Source organism: Saccharobesus litoralis, assembly GCF_003063625.1.
GTDB lineage: Bacteria > Pseudomonadota > Gammaproteobacteria > Enterobacterales > Alteromonadaceae > Saccharobesus > Saccharobesus litoralis.
On record NZ_CP026604.1, the window covers coordinates 2,974,377 to 2,990,737 of the forward strand.

At 42.2% G+C, this 16,361-nt stretch carries 14 protein-coding genes and 1 riboswitch; of the genes, 8 read left to right on the plus strand and 6 right to left on the minus strand.

What is annotated here, in order from left to right; all coding sequences use genetic code 11:
• Positions 1-34: 34 nt before the first annotated feature.
• Entirely contained in the window at positions 35-328 is a 294-nt protein-coding gene (locus tag C2869_RS10635) for a DUF1244 domain-containing protein (protein WP_199915558.1), read from the minus strand.
• Between the two features lie 369 nt (positions 329-697).
• Positions 698-884: riboswitch (molybdenum cofactor riboswitch) on the plus strand.
• On the opposite strand from C2869_RS10635, the gene moaA reads away from it, so the two are divergent.
• A complete protein-coding gene (moaA, locus tag C2869_RS10640; RefSeq protein WP_108602917.1) occupies positions 879-1,853 on the plus strand; it encodes a GTP 3',8-cyclase MoaA in 975 nt (324 codons plus the stop codon). It overlaps the preceding riboswitch by 6 nt.
• Before the next feature lie 155 nt (positions 1,854-2,008).
• Here moaA and C2869_RS10645 read toward each other — a convergent pair whose 3' ends face one another.
• The 3 genes from C2869_RS10645 to greB form a co-directional block, all read right to left on the minus strand.
• A complete protein-coding gene (locus C2869_RS10645; protein ID WP_108602918.1) occupies positions 2,009-3,880 on the minus strand; it encodes a DEAD/DEAH box helicase in 1,872 nt (623 codons plus the stop codon).
• A gap of 502 nt (positions 3,881-4,382) precedes the next feature.
• Complete coding sequence (locus tag C2869_RS10650; RefSeq protein ID WP_108602919.1) at positions 4,383-5,045, minus strand: glutathione S-transferase family protein; 663 nt, start codon at positions 5,043-5,045, stop codon at positions 4,383-4,385.
• A gap of 233 nt (positions 5,046-5,278) precedes the next feature.
• On the minus strand, positions 5,279-5,752 hold the full coding sequence (gene greB, locus C2869_RS10655; RefSeq protein ID WP_108602920.1) for a transcription elongation factor GreB: 474 nt from the start codon (positions 5,750-5,752) through the stop codon (positions 5,279-5,281).
• A 129-nt stretch (positions 5,753-5,881) separates the two neighbouring features.
• On the opposite strand from greB, the gene C2869_RS10660 reads away from it, so the two are divergent.
• Positions 5,882-8,230: a Tex family protein gene (locus tag C2869_RS10660; RefSeq protein WP_108602921.1), complete on the plus strand. Its 2,349-nt coding sequence runs from the start codon at positions 5,882-5,884 to the stop codon at positions 8,228-8,230.
• A 262-nt stretch (positions 8,231-8,492) separates the two neighbouring features.
• Here the strand turns inward: C2869_RS10660 and C2869_RS10665 are convergent, their stop codons facing one another.
• On the minus strand, positions 8,493-9,398 hold the full coding sequence (locus C2869_RS10665) for a DUF4760 domain-containing protein (RefSeq protein ID WP_108602922.1): 906 nt from the start codon (positions 9,396-9,398) through the stop codon (positions 8,493-8,495).
• 782 nt (positions 9,399-10,180) lie between these two features.
• Positions 10,181-11,332, minus strand: a complete 1,152-nt coding sequence (metK, locus tag C2869_RS10670) for a methionine adenosyltransferase (protein ID WP_108602923.1) — start codon at positions 11,330-11,332, stop codon at positions 10,181-10,183.
• Positions 11,333-11,674: 342 nt separating this feature from the next.
• On the opposite strand from metK, the gene napE reads away from it, so the two are divergent.
• The 6 genes from napE to C2869_RS10700 are packed head-to-tail and all read left to right on the plus strand — an operon-like array spanning position 11,675 to position 16,275.
• The gene (napE, locus tag C2869_RS10675; RefSeq protein ID WP_108602924.1) at positions 11,675-11,833 is read left to right on the plus strand and encodes a periplasmic nitrate reductase, NapE protein; all 159 of its coding nucleotides are present in this window, start codon (positions 11,675-11,677) and stop codon (positions 11,831-11,833) included.
• A gap of 43 nt (positions 11,834-11,876) precedes the next feature.
• Positions 11,877-12,377: a ferredoxin-type protein NapF gene (gene napF, locus C2869_RS10680; protein ID WP_108602925.1), complete on the plus strand. Its 501-nt coding sequence runs from the start codon at positions 11,877-11,879 to the stop codon at positions 12,375-12,377.
• 7 nt (positions 12,378-12,384) lie between these two features.
• Complete coding sequence (locus tag C2869_RS10685) at positions 12,385-12,657, plus strand: chaperone NapD (RefSeq protein WP_108602926.1); 273 nt, start codon at positions 12,385-12,387, stop codon at positions 12,655-12,657.
• A 17-nt stretch (positions 12,658-12,674) separates the two neighbouring features.
• Entirely contained in the window at positions 12,675-15,173 is a 2,499-nt protein-coding gene (gene napA / locus C2869_RS10690; RefSeq protein WP_108602927.1) for a nitrate reductase catalytic subunit NapA, read from the plus strand.
• A gap of 10 nt (positions 15,174-15,183) precedes the next feature.
• Entirely contained in the window at positions 15,184-15,675 is a 492-nt protein-coding gene (locus tag C2869_RS10695) for a nitrate reductase cytochrome c-type subunit (RefSeq protein WP_108602928.1), read from the plus strand.
• Between the two features lie 12 nt (positions 15,676-15,687).
• The gene (locus tag C2869_RS10700) at positions 15,688-16,275 is read left to right on the plus strand and encodes a cytochrome c3 family protein (protein WP_108602929.1); all 588 of its coding nucleotides are present in this window, start codon (positions 15,688-15,690) and stop codon (positions 16,273-16,275) included.
• Positions 16,276-16,361: the final 86 nt, after the last annotated feature.

Here is a 16,361-nt window from a genome sequence, read left to right on the forward strand (position 1 = left end):
ATTGCTTGTAAGCATAAATGCTCATTTACAGAAACTATTTTTTCGCCGCTTGAATCGCTTCAAATTTTGCAAGCTGTTCAGGGGTTGCGGGTAACTGATGGTTGGCCTTCCATTCACTGTAAGGCATACCATAGACCAACTCACGCGCCGCATCGGCATCGACTTCTTGACCTAATTTCTCGGCTTCGGCAACGTACCACTTAGATAAGCAATTACGGCAAAAACCAGCAAGGTTCATGAGTTCAATATTTTGCACATCTTTGCGGCTATCTAAGTGCGCTAATAAACGACGAAATACCGCCGCTTCAATTTTATCGTTTTGTTCCATTATAAAAATACCTCGAAAAAGCGTTCTAGTTTTGCTTAAAGCCGTATTGGCAATAGAAAGTGCAATCTAGATCAATAGAATAATTTACTCGACAAGTATACTGCGCTTTATCAAAGGAGATAAATAGTCTTCTCGCTCAGATTTTATGGTTCATTGTCAGCGCTTACTCTCGACTTTGGCTCCTGCGTCGTCCTAACACCTAAATCCCTTTAGGCGACCGCAATCACATAATAGAGCATATGCTCATGGGGTCTCGAAGCTTGACGGCTTCCCCTAAAACCCGATCGCTTTGACTATAAATAGACTTAACAATTGCACAGATGAAATATCTGGCGAATAGGGGTACAATAATAGCCGCTTAGCAATGTTGCTATGCGATAACTCCGAGCTTGATTGTCTACCACAACTAAAAGTTGTAATGAGAGTTAAGCCGAAAACGTCTTGTAGTTGTCTCGTATTATAAAAACTGAGCGAGAGGGTTAAAGGATGTTTTCCAGGGTGATGAAAGAAATGCCATCACCTCCCGTATTTGGAAAGGTGTTAACAGAGAATGCTTACTGATAACTTTCAACGAAAATTTCGTTATTTAAGGTTATCTATCACTGATGTTTGCAATTTTAAGTGCGAATATTGTCTGCCTGATGGCTACCAATGTGATAGTGACCGAGACTTTTTGACATTAGACGAGATCCGTCGCCTTGTTGCTGGCTTTGCGGCAACCGGTGTGAGTAAAATTCGTTTAACTGGTGGTGAACCCGCCTTACGTAAAGACCTACCTGAGATTATCCGCGCCGTTAAACAAACGCCGGGTATCGAAACCGTTGCCTTAACCACTAATGGCTATAACCTGACGAAAAAGATTGAACAATGGGCGGATGCCGGTTTAGATGCCCTTAATGTGTCAATAGATAGCTTACGCCCAGAAGTATTTCAGCAAATAACCGGTTTTGACAAACTGAATGAAATATTTCGTGGCTTAGAAATGGCAGAAGAGTTGGGTATTAAAACCATTAAGGTTAACTCAGTTTTGTTAAAAGGTTTTAATCATAATCAGCTTGCGGAATTTATGGCTTGGGTTAAAAACCGCAAGGTGACCATGCGCTTTATTGAGTTGATGCAGACAGGTGACAACCAAGAGTATTTTGCCAAACGTCATGTCAGTGGTGACGGTATTAAGCAAACCTTGTTACAACAAGGCTGGATTGAAAAAATTAAACACAAAAACGCCGGCCCAGCCCAAGAGTTTAGTCATTCTGACTATCAGGGCAATATTGGTTTAATTATGCCTTACAGCAAAGATTTTTGTGACAGCTGTAACCGTTTGCGTATTAGTGCATTAGGTAAATTGCATTTATGCTTATTTGCTGAGCAAGGTTACAGTGTTCGTGAATGGCTACAAAGCGACGAACAGCTAGATGAGTTAGTGGCTCAGTTATATCGCTTGCTTGATGATAAAACAGCTAGTCATGATCTACATAATCAAAATACCGGAGCGACTACGCATTTAGCTATGCTTGGTGGCTAATTTAGCAAGTGGTTATCAATTCAACCGTTCAAAACGTTTGAGTTATTAATATAAACCCTCACTACCTTTGCAATATTCCAATAAAAAAGCCGACTTACGTCGGCTTTTTTATTGTATTTAAAGATAAGCTAAAGGCTTATCTTTAAGCAATCAACTTAGAACGAAGGACGACCACGACCGCTGCGATCACTGCGGTTACCGTCATCGCTGAAACGACGCTCGCGATTCACAGCAAATTCACGGTTGCCTTGTGGCTTTTTGCTTTTACGCTCGAAGCTACGACGGTTACCACGATCATCATCACTACCACCTTTGTTACCTTTTACTAACTGAGGTGAGATCTTACGCTTGCGGATAAATACGGTTTGTAACTTATCAAACTGCGCAGATGGCATACCTTTAGGTAAATCAACATGGGCATGGTTGCCGTATAAGTTAATTTGACCAATGTTTGACGAATCAAGGTTGATTTCGTTGGCAACAGCACCGACGATATCACCTGGGCGTACACCGTGGTCACGTCCCACTTCAAAGCGGTAGGTATCAAAGTCAGCATTGTCACGACGTTGACGGTTGCCACGCTCACCATCGCGGCCACGACCACGACCTTCGCGGCGACCATCACGCTCTCGACCGCCAAATTCACGACGGCCATCGCGTCCATCACGACCGCCACGGTCATTACGCTCACGTTCAACCGGATCGGCTTTCGGGAATAAAGGTAATTTGAATTGACGTTCAAATAACATGGCAGTTGCTAGCTCTTCTACAGATAAACCAGTTTCTTCAGCCATTTTAGCGACAACTTCTTGGAATTTCTCTAATTCTTTACCTTCAACAACCGCTTGTAACTGTTCTTGAGTGCGCTGAATGCGTGATGCACCTAGCTCTTCGGCTGATGGCATATTGAATTGTTCAATTTTACCTTCAGTTGCGCGCTCTAAGCGGAACAAGCTACGCATTTCACGGCCTGTTGCGAAAAGGATAGCTTCACCTTCACGACCAGCACGGCCAGTACGACCAATACGGTGTACGTAAGACTCTGAATCATGCGGTAAGTCATAGTTAATAACGTGCGAGATACGCGGAACGTCAAGACCACGAGCAACAACGTCTGTGGCAATCAAAATCGAAATACGACCATTTTTTAATTGGTCAACAATACGCTCACGATCTTGTTGTTGCATATCACCATTAAGTGCAGCTGCAGGGAAGCCTTTGCTGACTAAATGTTCCGCTAATACAATAGTATCATTACGGGTACGTACGAAAACGATCATCGCATCGTAATCAACCGTTTCGGCAATGCGCTCTAAACCGGTTGTTTTGCCTATACGGCTAACACGCCAAGCTTTTTGGGTAATGTTAGGCTTAGCGGCTTTAACGACAGGGATCTTAACGTGTACAGGATCTTTTAAGAACTGCTTAGTAATTTTACGAATAGGTGCAGGCATAGTTGCCGAGAAAAACGCCATTTGGGTATCTTCTGGTAACTTTTCAAGGATCCACTCAATGTCTTCTAAAAAGCCCATGTTTAGCATTTCGTCAGCTTCATCGAGAACACAGGCACGTAAGCTGTCCATTTTTAGACGCCCTTTGGCAATGTGATCCATCATACGACCTGGTGTACCGACGACAATTTGCGGACCGCGCTTTAAGTCTTTAAGTTGAGGTGTATAAGATTGGCCACCATAAACAGTAGCGACAAATAAGCCTTTGATCTTTTTCGCGAAATCAGTGATTGCTTCAGCTACCTGAATAGCAAGCTCACGAGTTGGGCAGACAACTAACATTTGCGGTTCGCGTACGCTAGCATCAATACGAGATAACAAAGGTAAACCGAATGCAGCGGTTTTACCTGTACCTGTTTGTGCTTCACCTAAAACGTCATGGCCTTCTAATAATGCAGGAATGGATTTAGCTTGGATTGGGGTTGGTTCAACGTAACCCATTTCAGTAATTGCAGCTAAAATTTCGTCAGCAAGGCCAAGCTCGTCAAAGCGAACCGAAGTAGTAGTATCAGTCATTTATTCTCTCTTTTAGATACGCAAGACAACAACAGCCCGTCTCGATTGCAAGCAATCAAGGCGCAGATATTCTAGTCTTGTCATGTTGCCTGCCTTCTAATGGCAGGATCAGAAATGAGGTTCAAGAACCTGTGTAAGACTTCCCATTGATTAGCAGTACCTTAATATGTACTGTTGTTGGCGCACATTAAATGTGGCTCATCTCAGTCTTAGTTTGGCAAATGGTAATTGCGTTTGGCAGAATTTTCATGCTGCGGTAGGCGCTTTAAACCTCGGTTTATAATGTCTCTATGAGACTGCAGCATTCGGGCTGCTAACCGACTATGGCTTAAAATGGCTCAGAGCGAGCGTCCCCCAGCACTTGTCGGAATGGCGCGCATAATACAGTAATTGTATTAAAGTGCAAGCGGTTGGTGAAAAAATAGACTGAAATGTTACAAAATAAAGAGCCACTTTTTAAATATTAAGTGGCTTACTGCGGTTTTTGAACAAACGACAGGTCTTAGGCGTTCGGCTTATTAACGATATAACTATCTTGCTTGGCAAAATAATCGATAAATAAGCTGTCAAAATCTGCCACTACCGATTGGGTAACCGAATCCAATGCCATGTACTGCTCAGACAAAGCCTGCAATTTAGGATAATTCGCTAAAATATTAATACCTTTTTGCTTTTGCAAAATAGCGAAACGATGGAAAAAAGGTGCAAGGGAAGAGTCTACTAGGCTGAAGTCGTCACCATTAAAAAATCCCTGCTCTGGGACTTGCGCTTCTAAACGAGTCAGTTTGCTATGCAGTGCGGTTTGCTGTTTATCTTCCTCAGCTGCGTTTGTGGCGTTAAGCCACGTATACTGATTCATTAAACATTGGCTGGTGTATTCTATCCAAGCTCGATCTTTGGCTTTGTTGATTGGTTCATAAGGCATTAATGTCGGCGGTGTGATCTCGTCAAGAAATTCGTTAATCACGGCTGATTCAAACAATACCTCGTCGCCATATTTCAATACAGGTACTTTGCCAAGTGGTGACATGGCTAAAAACCAGTCCGGTTTATCGGCCAGATCGATATAAGTAATGGCAAATTCAATGTTCTTCTGTTTAAGCGTAATAACTGAGCGTTGAACAAAAGGGCACAATTTAAAACTAACAAGTTCAATGGGTAACACAGGATGTCCTTAATTTATGTTAATGTGGATATAAGTTTATAGTCAAAGCGATCAGGTTTTAGGGGAAGCCGTCAAGCTTCGAGACCCCATGAGCATATGCTCTACTATGTGATTGGGGCGAGTAAGCGCTGACAATGAACCATAAGACCTGAGCGAGAAGACTATATTATGAGGCTGAAGTTAAGGATCCCAATGCTATCTAAAGTGCCTGATTGTTAAACGGTCGAGCGTGTTTATTTGTAGCGAATTGCATTAACGTAATAAACTTTGTCGCCGTCAGGTGTTTTAACTAACACTTCATCATCCACTTGCTTGCCAATTAATGCGCGTGCCATTGGTGAGTCTATGCTAATAAAACCTTGCTTGGGATCAAACTCATCTGAGCCAACCAAGCGATAACAATATTGGTTTTCATCATCGTCTTCTAAATCAACCCAAGCGCCAAAATAGACTTTGCCTTCTTGCTGAGGGTTGGGGTACACCACTTGCAGTTCGTCTAAGCGCTTAGTTAAATAACGCACGCGACGGTCTATTTCACGTAGTCGTTTTTTGCCATAAATGTATTCGGCATTTTCACTGCGGTCGCCTAGTGCTGCTGCTTCAGAGACAGATTGGGTCACTTTTGGGCGCTCTTCTTTCCAGAGGTATCTTAGCTCCCGTTCTAATACGTCCCACCCTTCACGTGTGATGTGATTACTGCGCGCCATTTTTCCTCGTTTTTCCGGTTTTCTGCTCTAGAATTATTACCAATCGTCCATATATACGATGGATTATCGATAAAATCCAGTTTAGCTGTCCGACAAAGACGTGGATAGCATTAGCTACAGGACACATGTATGTCAGAAATAGTTCAGGTTATTGCCCAAGAACTGAATGTTCAACCTTTGCAAGTTGCCGCCGCGGTCAAGCTATTAGATGAAGGTGCAACGGTGCCGTTTATCGCCCGTTATCGTAAAGAAGTGACGGGTGGTTTAGATGATGGTCACTTACGTACGTTGGAATCACGCTTAATTTATTTACGTGAATTAAATGAACGACGCGCAGTGATTTTAAAAAGCATTAAAGAGCAAGAAAAGCTGACGCCACAACTTGAAAGTTCAATTTTAGCGGCAACCAGTAAAACTGATTTAGAAGAACTGTATTTACCCTACAAACCTAAGCGTCGTACCAAAGGGCAAATAGCGATAGAAGCTGGCCTTGAACCTTTGGCAGATAGCTTATTGGCAGATCTAACGTTAAACCCAGACAACGAAGCAGAAAAATATTTGAATGCTGAGCACAATATTAATATTGGCAAAGATGCATTAGATGGTGCTCGCTATATTTTAATGGAACGTTTTGCCGTTGATGCTGAATTGCTCAAAAAGATTAGAACCTATTTATGGCAAAACGCCACGCTAGATAGCGCCGTTATTGAAGGTAAGCAGCAAGAAGGCGCTAAATTTGCTGATTACTTTGAGTTTTCTGAAAATCTTAATAGCATTCCATCGCATCGAGCATTAGCCGTGTTTAGAGGGCGTAACGAAGGCATTTTAACCGCGACACTTAATGCTGATCCGCAAGCTGAAGAAGGCGCAACCCACTCTGCCGTTGAAGTGATGATTGCTGACCATTATGGTTTTGAATGGCAAGGCCGAGCTGCGGAAACTTGGTTAAAGCAAGTGATCAAATGGACATGGCGCATAAAAATTAGCACGCATATGGAAACGGAGCTTTTTGCCCAAGTGCGTGATGGTGCGGAAGACAATGCGATTAAAGTATTTGCGACCAACTTAAAAGATTTATTAATGGCGGCACCGGCGGGAGCTAAAGCCACTATCGGATTGGATCCGGGTATACGTACCGGGGTTAAAGTCGCGGTTGTCGATAATACCGGCAAAGTATTAGATACCGCGGTTATTTATCCACACGAGCCACAAAATGCTTGGGATAAATCAAAACGTACTTTAGCTAACTTAGCTCGCAAACATAAAGCGCAATTGATTAGTATTGGTAACGGTACAGGTTCGCGTGAAACTGACAAGCTTGTCGGCGAATTAATGAAAGACGAAGCCGAATTAAAGCTGGTTAAAGTTATGGTTAACGAGGCGGGTGCATCTGTGTACTCGGCAAGTGAGACAGCTGCGCTTGAGTTTCCAAATATGGACGTTTCATTGCGCGGTGCGGTATCTATTGCGCGTCGTTTACAAGATCCATTAGCCGAGCTAGTAAAAATTGAGCCTAAGTCTATTGGTGTGGGGCAGTATCAGCATGATGTGAGCCAGAGCATGTTAGCGCGAGCGCTAGATGCTGTCGTGGAAGATTGTGTTAACGCGGTGGGTGTTGATTTAAACATGGCATCCGTTCCATTATTGACTCGTGTCTCGGGTTTAAATAAAACCTTAGCGCAAAATATTGTTGAATTTCGTGACAGTAATGGCCGATTCCAAAATCGTAGTGAGTTGAAAAAAGTCACACGTTTAGGGCCAAAAGCATTTGAACAATGTGCTGGCTTTTTACGCATTGCTGATGGCGACAATCCACTTGATGCCTCGTCTGTACATCCAGAAGCCTATCCTGTCGTTAAGAAAATTGTTGAGGCTAACCAAGTCGCGGTTAACGAATTGATCGGCAACAGTACTAAATTAAAAGCGTTAAAAGCGGCTGACTATACTGACGAAAAGTTTGGTCTGCCGACGGTTACTGACATTATTAAAGAGTTAGATAAACCGGGACGCGATCCGCGCCCTGAGTTTAAAACAGCCACCTTTAAAGAAGGGGTGGACTCCATTAATGACCTAAAAGTGGGAATGAAGTTAGAAGGTGTGGTGACCAATGTGACCAACTTTGGGGCTTTTATTGATGTCGGCGTACATCAAGACGGCCTAGTACATATTTCAGCCATGTCAGAAACCTTTATTGATGATCCGCGCAAAGTAGTTAAAGCGGGTGACATAGTTAAAGTGAAAGTCACAGAAGTGGATGTGGCGCGTAAGCGTATTGGTTTTACTATGCGCTTAAATGACGAAGTTCATGCCACAGCGAGCGACAATAAAGCGAAAGGTAATCCAAATCAAACCAAACGTGGTGCTGGTAACAACCGCGGTAAATCTGGCGGTGGTCAGAAGAGTTTTGGTGGTAATAGCCTAGGTGGCGGTGCTATGGGTAACGCCTTTGCTGAAGCGTTTGCTAAGGCTAAAAAGTAGTTAATTCAATCCCCTTGATTTTATAAGCGGTGGCTCGATGTCGCACACCGCTTATATTTTGTCTCTCATACTACCCGATTCGACCTGCATCAATATTATCTTTTTTAGGTGGAAGTTTGGGTAAAAATACCGATTTCTGAGCACAATCTATAAAATTTTAGTTAGCTATGAATTACACTATTTGGCTGTCCTTTGACTCATTTAATTAGTGTATAATTGACGATAGAAGTAATTCCCCCTCAAGCCTGAACAATATTGGCTACTAGCCCCTTTTGTTTTTTTGTTTTTTATCAAGCTGAAGGCAATCAAAGTCTCGGCGTTCTTTCCATCGTTCTTCCAGTTCAACGAGATTTGAAAAAGTTTTCTTTGATTTGTTTCTAGCATAGGAAACTATTTGCTCAGCTCTTTGGTAGTGACCAATAACAACAGCCCCAATTGTTTGAAACAACAACTCCTCATCCAATACACCTGATTTTATGCCATAAGCTAGAAATTCATAGTAGTTAAGTAAGTAAGAGTGAGCAGATATACTTTGAATTTTTTTTTGTGTATCAGTTAAGTCGGTATTGCTTAAGACTGTATTACTTGAGTGATATGTTTCGACGTCTTCCTTGCTTATTGTTGTATGGCTTCTACTAGGATAATACCTATTGGCTAAGCGAGTTTGCTCTTGAAATTCTTCCGAAACGCGCATTTGCAATAACACATTTAGAGAGTGATTGGTCTTGTTGTGTTGCCTAGTCAATTGATGCTGGACGAACCACCCTAATATCACAAGAGCACCTGCTGATGTATAACCAAGCAGGTCTATTGCCTCTGAATTCATTTTTGATGCACCACCTTGAGGGATTGCACTTTGCCAAATAGCTACTACTAAGAATAAAAGTGCTAACCCTAGAACACCAAAACCACCCCAAAAAAAACGTTTACCATAAGGTAAAAATTTTGCTTTATTAAGAGGAACAAACACTCCTATAAAGAAGAATAAATAAGAAGCTATCCAAAATATCAATTTATTATCAGCATAGAACCCTTCAGAATGCCCATTCGCACCACATGCAAAAGTAGCTATTAATAAACTTATTGCTATTGATGTGTAGTTGAAAAAGTTTGCTTCGCGTTTAATGATGGAATTAATGGTATCCGATATTGTGTAATGATCTTCCATTGTGTTACTCGCAGTATCCCAAAAACCAAAAAGCCTCCAACAGGAGGCTTAGTACTTAAGTGTGAATGGATATTAGTCAAGATATCCATCTTGTAAAGGAGTGTCTAAATAGCCTTCGTCAATAGAAGGACTTAGAGCAGTCCCATTAATGGCTTTGTTTAAATATATATTTTTCATAACAATCTCCTTAAAATACATTCGTATAACTTATTTATACGTAAGCTTTACGAATTTAGATTACCTCACCTATTATAGGCTATCGGCGCGAGAGTATATAACTTTATATATCAGCCCTGCAATTTATTTGAGCGGCATAAATATTATTGAATATACTCTTAGTACATTTAAGCGTAGTTTAATTGCGCTTAAATGACAGTTATTAATATCAGTTCTTGCTACAGAGTAGAAATTAACTTTGATCTAAATTTACCGCAACAATAACTAGTTCGTCAACAATTACACTGCGATTAATGTATTTAAACGTATTTTAAAGTGTTTAAACTGTCTTTAAATGTTTACGAATAAGATTTTATTAAAAATTAAAACCACGTCCTCTGGGTGTGGATCCTATTTTAATCCAAGTTAGAATGAAAACGTGAATTGATGGAGTCTCAAATTAGTAGCTAAAGTAGAAAGCCATAGTGGCAATGAGGGAGTGGTACTTTGCTCAATTGAACGAGAGGCGCTTGGGTTATGAGGTAGGGGTAGTTGTTAAGTTTAAAATGTTAGCCTAATCAATTTGTTAGGCTAACTAACATTTACTAAAGCTAAATTTGAGCCTATTACAGACCAGCAGCTGCTTTTAATGCATCAACTTTGTCGGTTTTTTCCCATGGAAATTCTTCGCGACCAAAATGACCGTAAGCAGCAGTAGCTTGGTAGATAGGACGCTCTAAATCTAACATGGTTAAAATACCATACGGGCGTAAATCGAAATTAGCGCGCACGATATCCGTTAACTTGTCTTCGGCAATTTTACCAGTACCGAATGTTTCAACACTGATCGAGGTTGGTTCTGCAACGCCAATCGCGTAAGACACTTGAATTTCACAACGGTCAGCTAAACCTGCCGCAACAATATTTTTGGCTACGTAGCGTCCCGCATAAGCTGCAGAGCGGTCAACTTTAGATGGATCTTTACCAGAGAAAGCGCCACCGCCGTGACGTGCCATACCGCCATAAGTATCTACAATGATTTTACGGCCAGTTAATCCGCAGTCACCCATAGGACCACCAATAACAAAACGGCCGGTCGGGTTAATATGGAATTGGGTTTCAGCATTTAACCATTCTGCTGGTAACACAGGCTTGATGATTTCTTCCATTACGGCTTCGCGTAAGTCAGGTGTAGAAATACTGTCACAGTGCTGGGTTGATAAAACTACCGCATCAATACCTGTGATTACGCCATTTTCATAAGCAAAGGTAACTTGTGATTTAGCGTCAGGGCGCAACCAAGGAAGAGTACCGTTTTTACGTACTTCTGCTTGGCGTTTAACCAAACGGTGAGAGTAAGTAATAGGAGCAGGCATTAACACGTCAGTTTCGTTCGATGCATAACCAAACATTAAACCTTGGTCGCCGGCACCTTGGTCTTCTGGACGAGAACGGTCAACACCTTGATTAATATCAGGTGATTGCTTACCAATGGTGTTTAGAATGGCACAAGAGTCAGCATCAAAGCCCATGTCGGAATGAACGTAACCAATTTCGCGCACGGTTTTACGGGTGAGTTCTTCAATGTCTACCCATGCAGAAGTGGTTACTTCACCACCTACCATGACCATGCCGGTTTTAACATAAGTTTCACAAGCAACACGAGCCTTTGGGTCTTGCTCTAAGATGGCGTCTAATACGGCATCAGAGATCTGATCAGCAATTTTATCCGGATGGCCTTCAGAAACTGATTCTGAAGTAAATAGATGTTTAGCCATGGCTTTATCCTCTTGGTTTAGCAGTCTTTAGCAAACTAACAAGTAGTTGACTGGATAAGTCGGTTATTTCGATGGTTTTTTAGCCATCGACAAAGTGCGCACAGTGTATTCATTTTAAATTAATTTGCAAGTTTTTACGTCTAGACGTCTAAACGTCTTTATGTGAAAACGTCTAAGCCTAGTTTGCTATCGACGATACGCGGTAAAACTTGATGTAGATCAGATCAATTGAGCTTAACGCTGACTCTATTCAAGTCGCTGGCCAAAAATTGATCTCACGCAAAGTTCCTTTTTTAAGAGTTGTTAATTTGATCACCAGCAAAGAAGCTAGATAGGTGATCTATGAACCAAGAACAAACTTCAGAGTTGAAGAGCCGAGAAAGAAATACCTTTCTGTTTTTGACTATTTTTCTCGCCCCCATTTTGTCCATCATTATTGTTGGTGGCTATGGGTTTATGGTGTGGATTAGCCAACTGTTATTTGGTCCTCCAGGCGCATAAGTCTGGTGGATGACTATTTTAGGAATGGCAAGGTCTAACCCGCATGATTAATCGTAGCCGTCGCGGATTTTTAACCGGTAAGCGTCATTGGCAGCCAGCCATGCGTTTACCTTGGTTGAAAGATGAGCAAACATTTTTCAATTTATGTGATCAATGTGGTGATTGTATTGCAGCGTGTGAAACTCAGCTTTTAAAGCGTGATAAACAAGGCTGGCCACAAGCTGATTTTTCAACTGCAGAGTGTACATTTTGTCAAAAATGCGTTGCCGTTTGCAGCAAGGCCATGTTTGTTGATGACAAGAGCCAAAAACCCTGGTCTGCCAATATTCAAATCAACGATAAATGCTTTGCCAGTCATGATATTTATTGTCAAAGCTGTCGAGACGCGTGTGATTCCAGGGCCATTCACTTTCGTTATATCGATTCAGCTATTCCTAAACCTGAAATAAACCTGACCGATTGCAGTCAATGCGGCGCTTGTATTGAGTCGTGCCCGCAGCAATCAATCGACTTTAATCTAACTCAACCCTCTACCACGGAGTAAATGAGCTATGTCCGCAGTACAAGAAGCGAGCCAGCCCGAGTACCACGTAGCCAGTTTTGTTGCTCAGGCGATACCGGCACAAATTCAAAAGGTGCAAAACAGCATTTTAAGCCAAGCCGGCAGCGAAATTCACGCGGTAAGTGATGAAGGCAAAATTGTTTTTACGATTGAAGCTGATAGTCAAAATCGCATTGGTAAAACCATTGATGACATCAAACAAGATAGCGCCATTTTGACTTTGGCGCCGGTATACCACCAATTTTTAACAGAACAAGTTTAATTTCACTGGGGAATAATATGACTATCAATCGCCGAGAATTTATCAAAGCCAATGCGGTAGCTGCCGCGGCGGGCGTTGCCGGTGTCGCGGTACCCGCAAAAGCCAGTAACTTAATTACAAGTAGTGAATTTACCAAACTAAAATGGGATAAAGCCCCTTGTCGTTTTTGTGGAACGGGCTGTAGCGTAAACGTAGGTGTTATGGACGGTAAAGTTGTAGCCACTCATGGTGATATCAAATCACCGGTTAATAAAGGCTTAAACTGCGTTAAAGGCTACTTTTTATCTAAAATTATGTACGGTAAAGACCGTTTAACCACGCCATTATTACGTAAGAAAAACGGTAAATTTGACAAAAATGGTGATTTTGAACCCGTCAGTTGGCAAGAAGCTTTTGACATTATGGAACAAAAAGCCAAAAAAGCCTTACGTGATTCTGGCCCAACAGCCATCGGCATGTTTGGTTCAGGTCAATGGACAGTGATGGAGGGCTATGCCGCCGCTAAATTGTATAAGGCGGGTTTTTTATCAAATAATATTGATCCCAATGCTCGTCATTGTATGGCATCAGCTGTTGGTGGTTTTATGCGTACCTTTGGTATCGATGAACCTATGGGTTGCTATGACGACATTGAAGCAACAGATGCCATGGTGCTGTGGGGTTCAAACATGGCAGAAATGCATCCTATTTTATGGACTCGTATTACCGATCGTCGTTTAAGCGCTCCGCATGTCAAGGTTCATGTTCTTTCTACTTTTGAACACCGTAGCTTTGATTTAGCCGATAACGGCATGATTTTTACCCCCCAAACTGACTTAGCCATTCTTAACTATATTGCTAATTACATTATTCAAAATGACAAGGTAAACAAAGACTTTGTTAATAAGCACACTAAGTTTGTTAAAGGGCAAACGGATATTGGCTATGGTTTACGCCCTGAGCATCCGTTAGAGCGCAAAGCGAAAAATAACAATAAAACGGCAGGTTCATCTACTCCGATCAATTTTAAGCAATATGCCGAGTTTGTTAGTACTTACACAGCCGAATATACGTCTAAATTATCAGGGGTACCTGTTGATAAGCTTGAACAATTAGCCGAGTTATATGCTGATCCTAAGCGCAAAGTTTGTTCTTTTTGGACGATGGGCTTTAACCAACATACGCGCGGTGTTTGGGCTAATAACCTGATTTATAACATTCACCTATTAACCGGGAAAATATCTACGCCGGGTAACAGCCCATTCTCATTAACCGGTCAACCATCAGCTTGTGGTACGGCTCGTGAAGTTGGCACGTTTGCTCATCGATTACCGGCTGATATGGTGGTAGCCAAGAAAGCTCACCGAGATTATGCCGAAAAAATCTGGCAATTACCTGAAGGGACTATCCCGCCGAAACCGGGTTACCATGCGGTTTTGCAAAACCGTATGTTAAAAGATGGCAAGCTGAACTTTTATTGGGTGCAGTGTAATAACAATATGCAAGCGGCTGCCAATATGATGGAAGAGGGCTATCCGGGTTATCGCAATCCTAAAAACTTTGTTGTGGTATCAGACCCATATCCAACTGTCACAGCGCAAGCGGCAGACTTAATTTTACCAACCGCAATGTGGGTAGAAAAAGAAGGGGCTTATGGTAATGCTGAGCGTCGTACTCAAGCTTGGTATCAAATGGTTAAAGCGCCGGAAGGGGCTAAATCTGATTTATGGCAATTAGTTGAATTTTCAAAGCGTTTTAAGGTGCAAGATGTTTGGCCTGCTGATTTGCTAGCGAAAAAACCAGAATATCGTAATAAAACTTTGTTCGATATTTTGTATGCCAACGGCAAGGTCAATAAGTATGGCTTAGATGAAATCCCAGACGATCGCTTAAATGATGAAGCGCGCGAATTTGGTTTCTACATTCAAAAAGGTTTGTTTGAAGAATATGCCAGCTTTGGGCGCGGCAAAGCTCATGATTTAGCACCGTATGATGTGTATCACACTGTGCGCGGTTTACGTTGGCCGGTTGTTGACGGCAAAGAGACGCTATGGCGTTTTAAAGAAGGTTCAGACCCTTATGTTAAACCAGGGAAAGACTTTGAGTTTTACGGCAAACCCGACGGTAAAGCCTTGATATTTGCTCTGCCTTACGAGCCGCCAGCAGAATCTCCTGATGAAGAATATGACTTATGGTTGTCTACAGGACGGGTGTTAGAGCATTGGCATTCAGGTTCAATGACTCAACGTGTGCCCGAGCTTTATAAAGCCATACCCGATGCATTGATATATATGCACCCAGATGACGCGCGTGCTCGTGATATGCGCCGAGGCGACCTAGTTAAAATTGTTTCTCGGCGCGGTGAGGTGCAAACACGAGTTGAAACACGGGGCCGCAACAAGCCACCTAAGGGTCTAGTGTTTATGCCTTGGTTTGATGCGAGTCGCTTAGTTAATAAAGTGACATTGGATGCCACAGACCCGTTATCAAAAGAAACAGACTTTAAAAAATGTGCTGTCAAAGTGGTTAAGGTTTAGGAGAAAAACAATGAAACTTATTAATAAAAAGTGGTTAAGTATTGTTGCTGTCGCGTTTGTGTTACCTACCTTAAGTGCACTGGCGGGAGATTCTGAAATAGCAACGCTGCGTAAGGATACGCAAATCGAACAGCAAAAAACGCCGAAAGTGATCCCCAAAGTGGTCAATACCGACGTTAAGCAAAAACGTAGTTACCCGATGCAGCCACCAGTGATCCCGCATCAAACGCGTAATTATGAAGTGAACTTAAATGCTAATAAGTGCATGTCTTGCCATAGTCGCGAACGCACCCAAGAGTCTCAAGCGCCTATGGTGAGTGTGACTCACTTTATGGATAGAGATGGTAACTTCTTGGCTGAAATTTCACCGCGACGTTACTTTTGTAATCAGTGCCACGTAACACAGAAAAATGCGCAACCGCTCATCGATAATAACTTTACCGATATGCAAAGCTTGATGAAAGACAAGTTAACTAATACCAAGTTACCTAAAGCCAAATAGTAGGAGGCTAAAATGAAAAGACTTTTACAAATTGGCTGGCAGACACTTAAAAAACCCAGTGCCTGTTATAGCTTAGGCTTTTTGGTTGTTGGTGGTTTTGTCGCGGGTATTATCTTCTGGGGGGGATTTAACACCGCCCTAGAAGCAACCAACACAGAACAGTTTTGTATTGGTTGTCATGAAATGGAAGCGAATGTGTATGAAGAAATGAAAAGCACTATTCATTTTTCAAACCGTTCCGGTGTACGTGCCACATGCCCAGATTGCCATGTGCCGCACAATTGGACAGATAAAATAGCTCGTAAAATGCAGGCTTCTAAAGAAGTGTGGGGTAAGATCTTCGGCACCATTAATACACGCGATAAGTTCCTTGATCATCGTCGCCGTTTGGCAGAAAACGAATGGCACCGTTTAAAAAGTAATGATTCTTTGGAATGTCGTAACTGTCATAACTTTGATTACATGGACTTTACATCACAAAGCCCACGTGCAGCCGAGCAGCATTCAACCTCGTTAAAAGCGGGCGAGAAAACTTGTATAGATTGTCATAAGGGTATAGCGCACCAGTTGCCTGATATGACTGGTGTCGAAGGCTGGTAAATTTCTGCCTCAATGCACTTTATGCTGCGTTCGACCGCAATTTCTACCCAGGTCACGTACTCGCTGTACGCTCCCTGGGTTAGAAA

Bases quoted from the DNA above. Each gene is read 5' to 3' on its own strand.
- C2869_RS10635 (WP_199915558.1), bottom strand. From the start codon at position 328: ATGGAACAAAACGATAAAATTGAAGCGGCGGTATTTCGTCGTTTATTA.
- C2869_RS10645 (WP_108602918.1), bottom strand. From the start codon at position 3,880: ATGACTGATACTACTACTTCGGTTCGCTTTGACGAGCTTGGCCTTGCT.
- C2869_RS10700 (WP_108602929.1), top strand. From the start codon at position 15,688: ATGAAAAGACTTTTACAAATTGGCTGGCAGACACTTAAAAAACCCAGT.
- metK (WP_108602923.1), bottom strand. From the start codon at position 11,332: ATGGCTAAACATCTATTTACTTCAGAATCAGTTTCTGAAGGCCATCCG.
- C2869_RS10695 (WP_108602928.1), top strand. From the start codon at position 15,184: ATGAAACTTATTAATAAAAAGTGGTTAAGTATTGTTGCTGTCGCGTTT.
- moaA (WP_108602917.1), top strand. From the start codon at position 879: ATGCTTACTGATAACTTTCAACGAAAATTTCGTTATTTAAGGTTATCT.
- C2869_RS10685 (WP_108602926.1), top strand. From the start codon at position 12,385: ATGTCCGCAGTACAAGAAGCGAGCCAGCCCGAGTACCACGTAGCCAGT.
- C2869_RS10665 (WP_108602922.1), bottom strand. From the start codon at position 9,398: ATGGAAGATCATTACACAATATCGGATACCATTAATTCCATCATTAAA.
- greB (WP_108602920.1), bottom strand. From the start codon at position 5,752: ATGGCGCGCAGTAATCACATCACACGTGAAGGGTGGGACGTATTAGAA.
- napA (WP_108602927.1), top strand. From the start codon at position 12,675: ATGACTATCAATCGCCGAGAATTTATCAAAGCCAATGCGGTAGCTGCC.
- C2869_RS10660 (WP_108602921.1), top strand. From the start codon at position 5,882: ATGTCAGAAATAGTTCAGGTTATTGCCCAAGAACTGAATGTTCAACCT.
- napF (WP_108602925.1), top strand. From the start codon at position 11,877: ATGATTAATCGTAGCCGTCGCGGATTTTTAACCGGTAAGCGTCATTGG.
- napE (WP_108602924.1), top strand. From the start codon at position 11,675: ATGAACCAAGAACAAACTTCAGAGTTGAAGAGCCGAGAAAGAAATACC.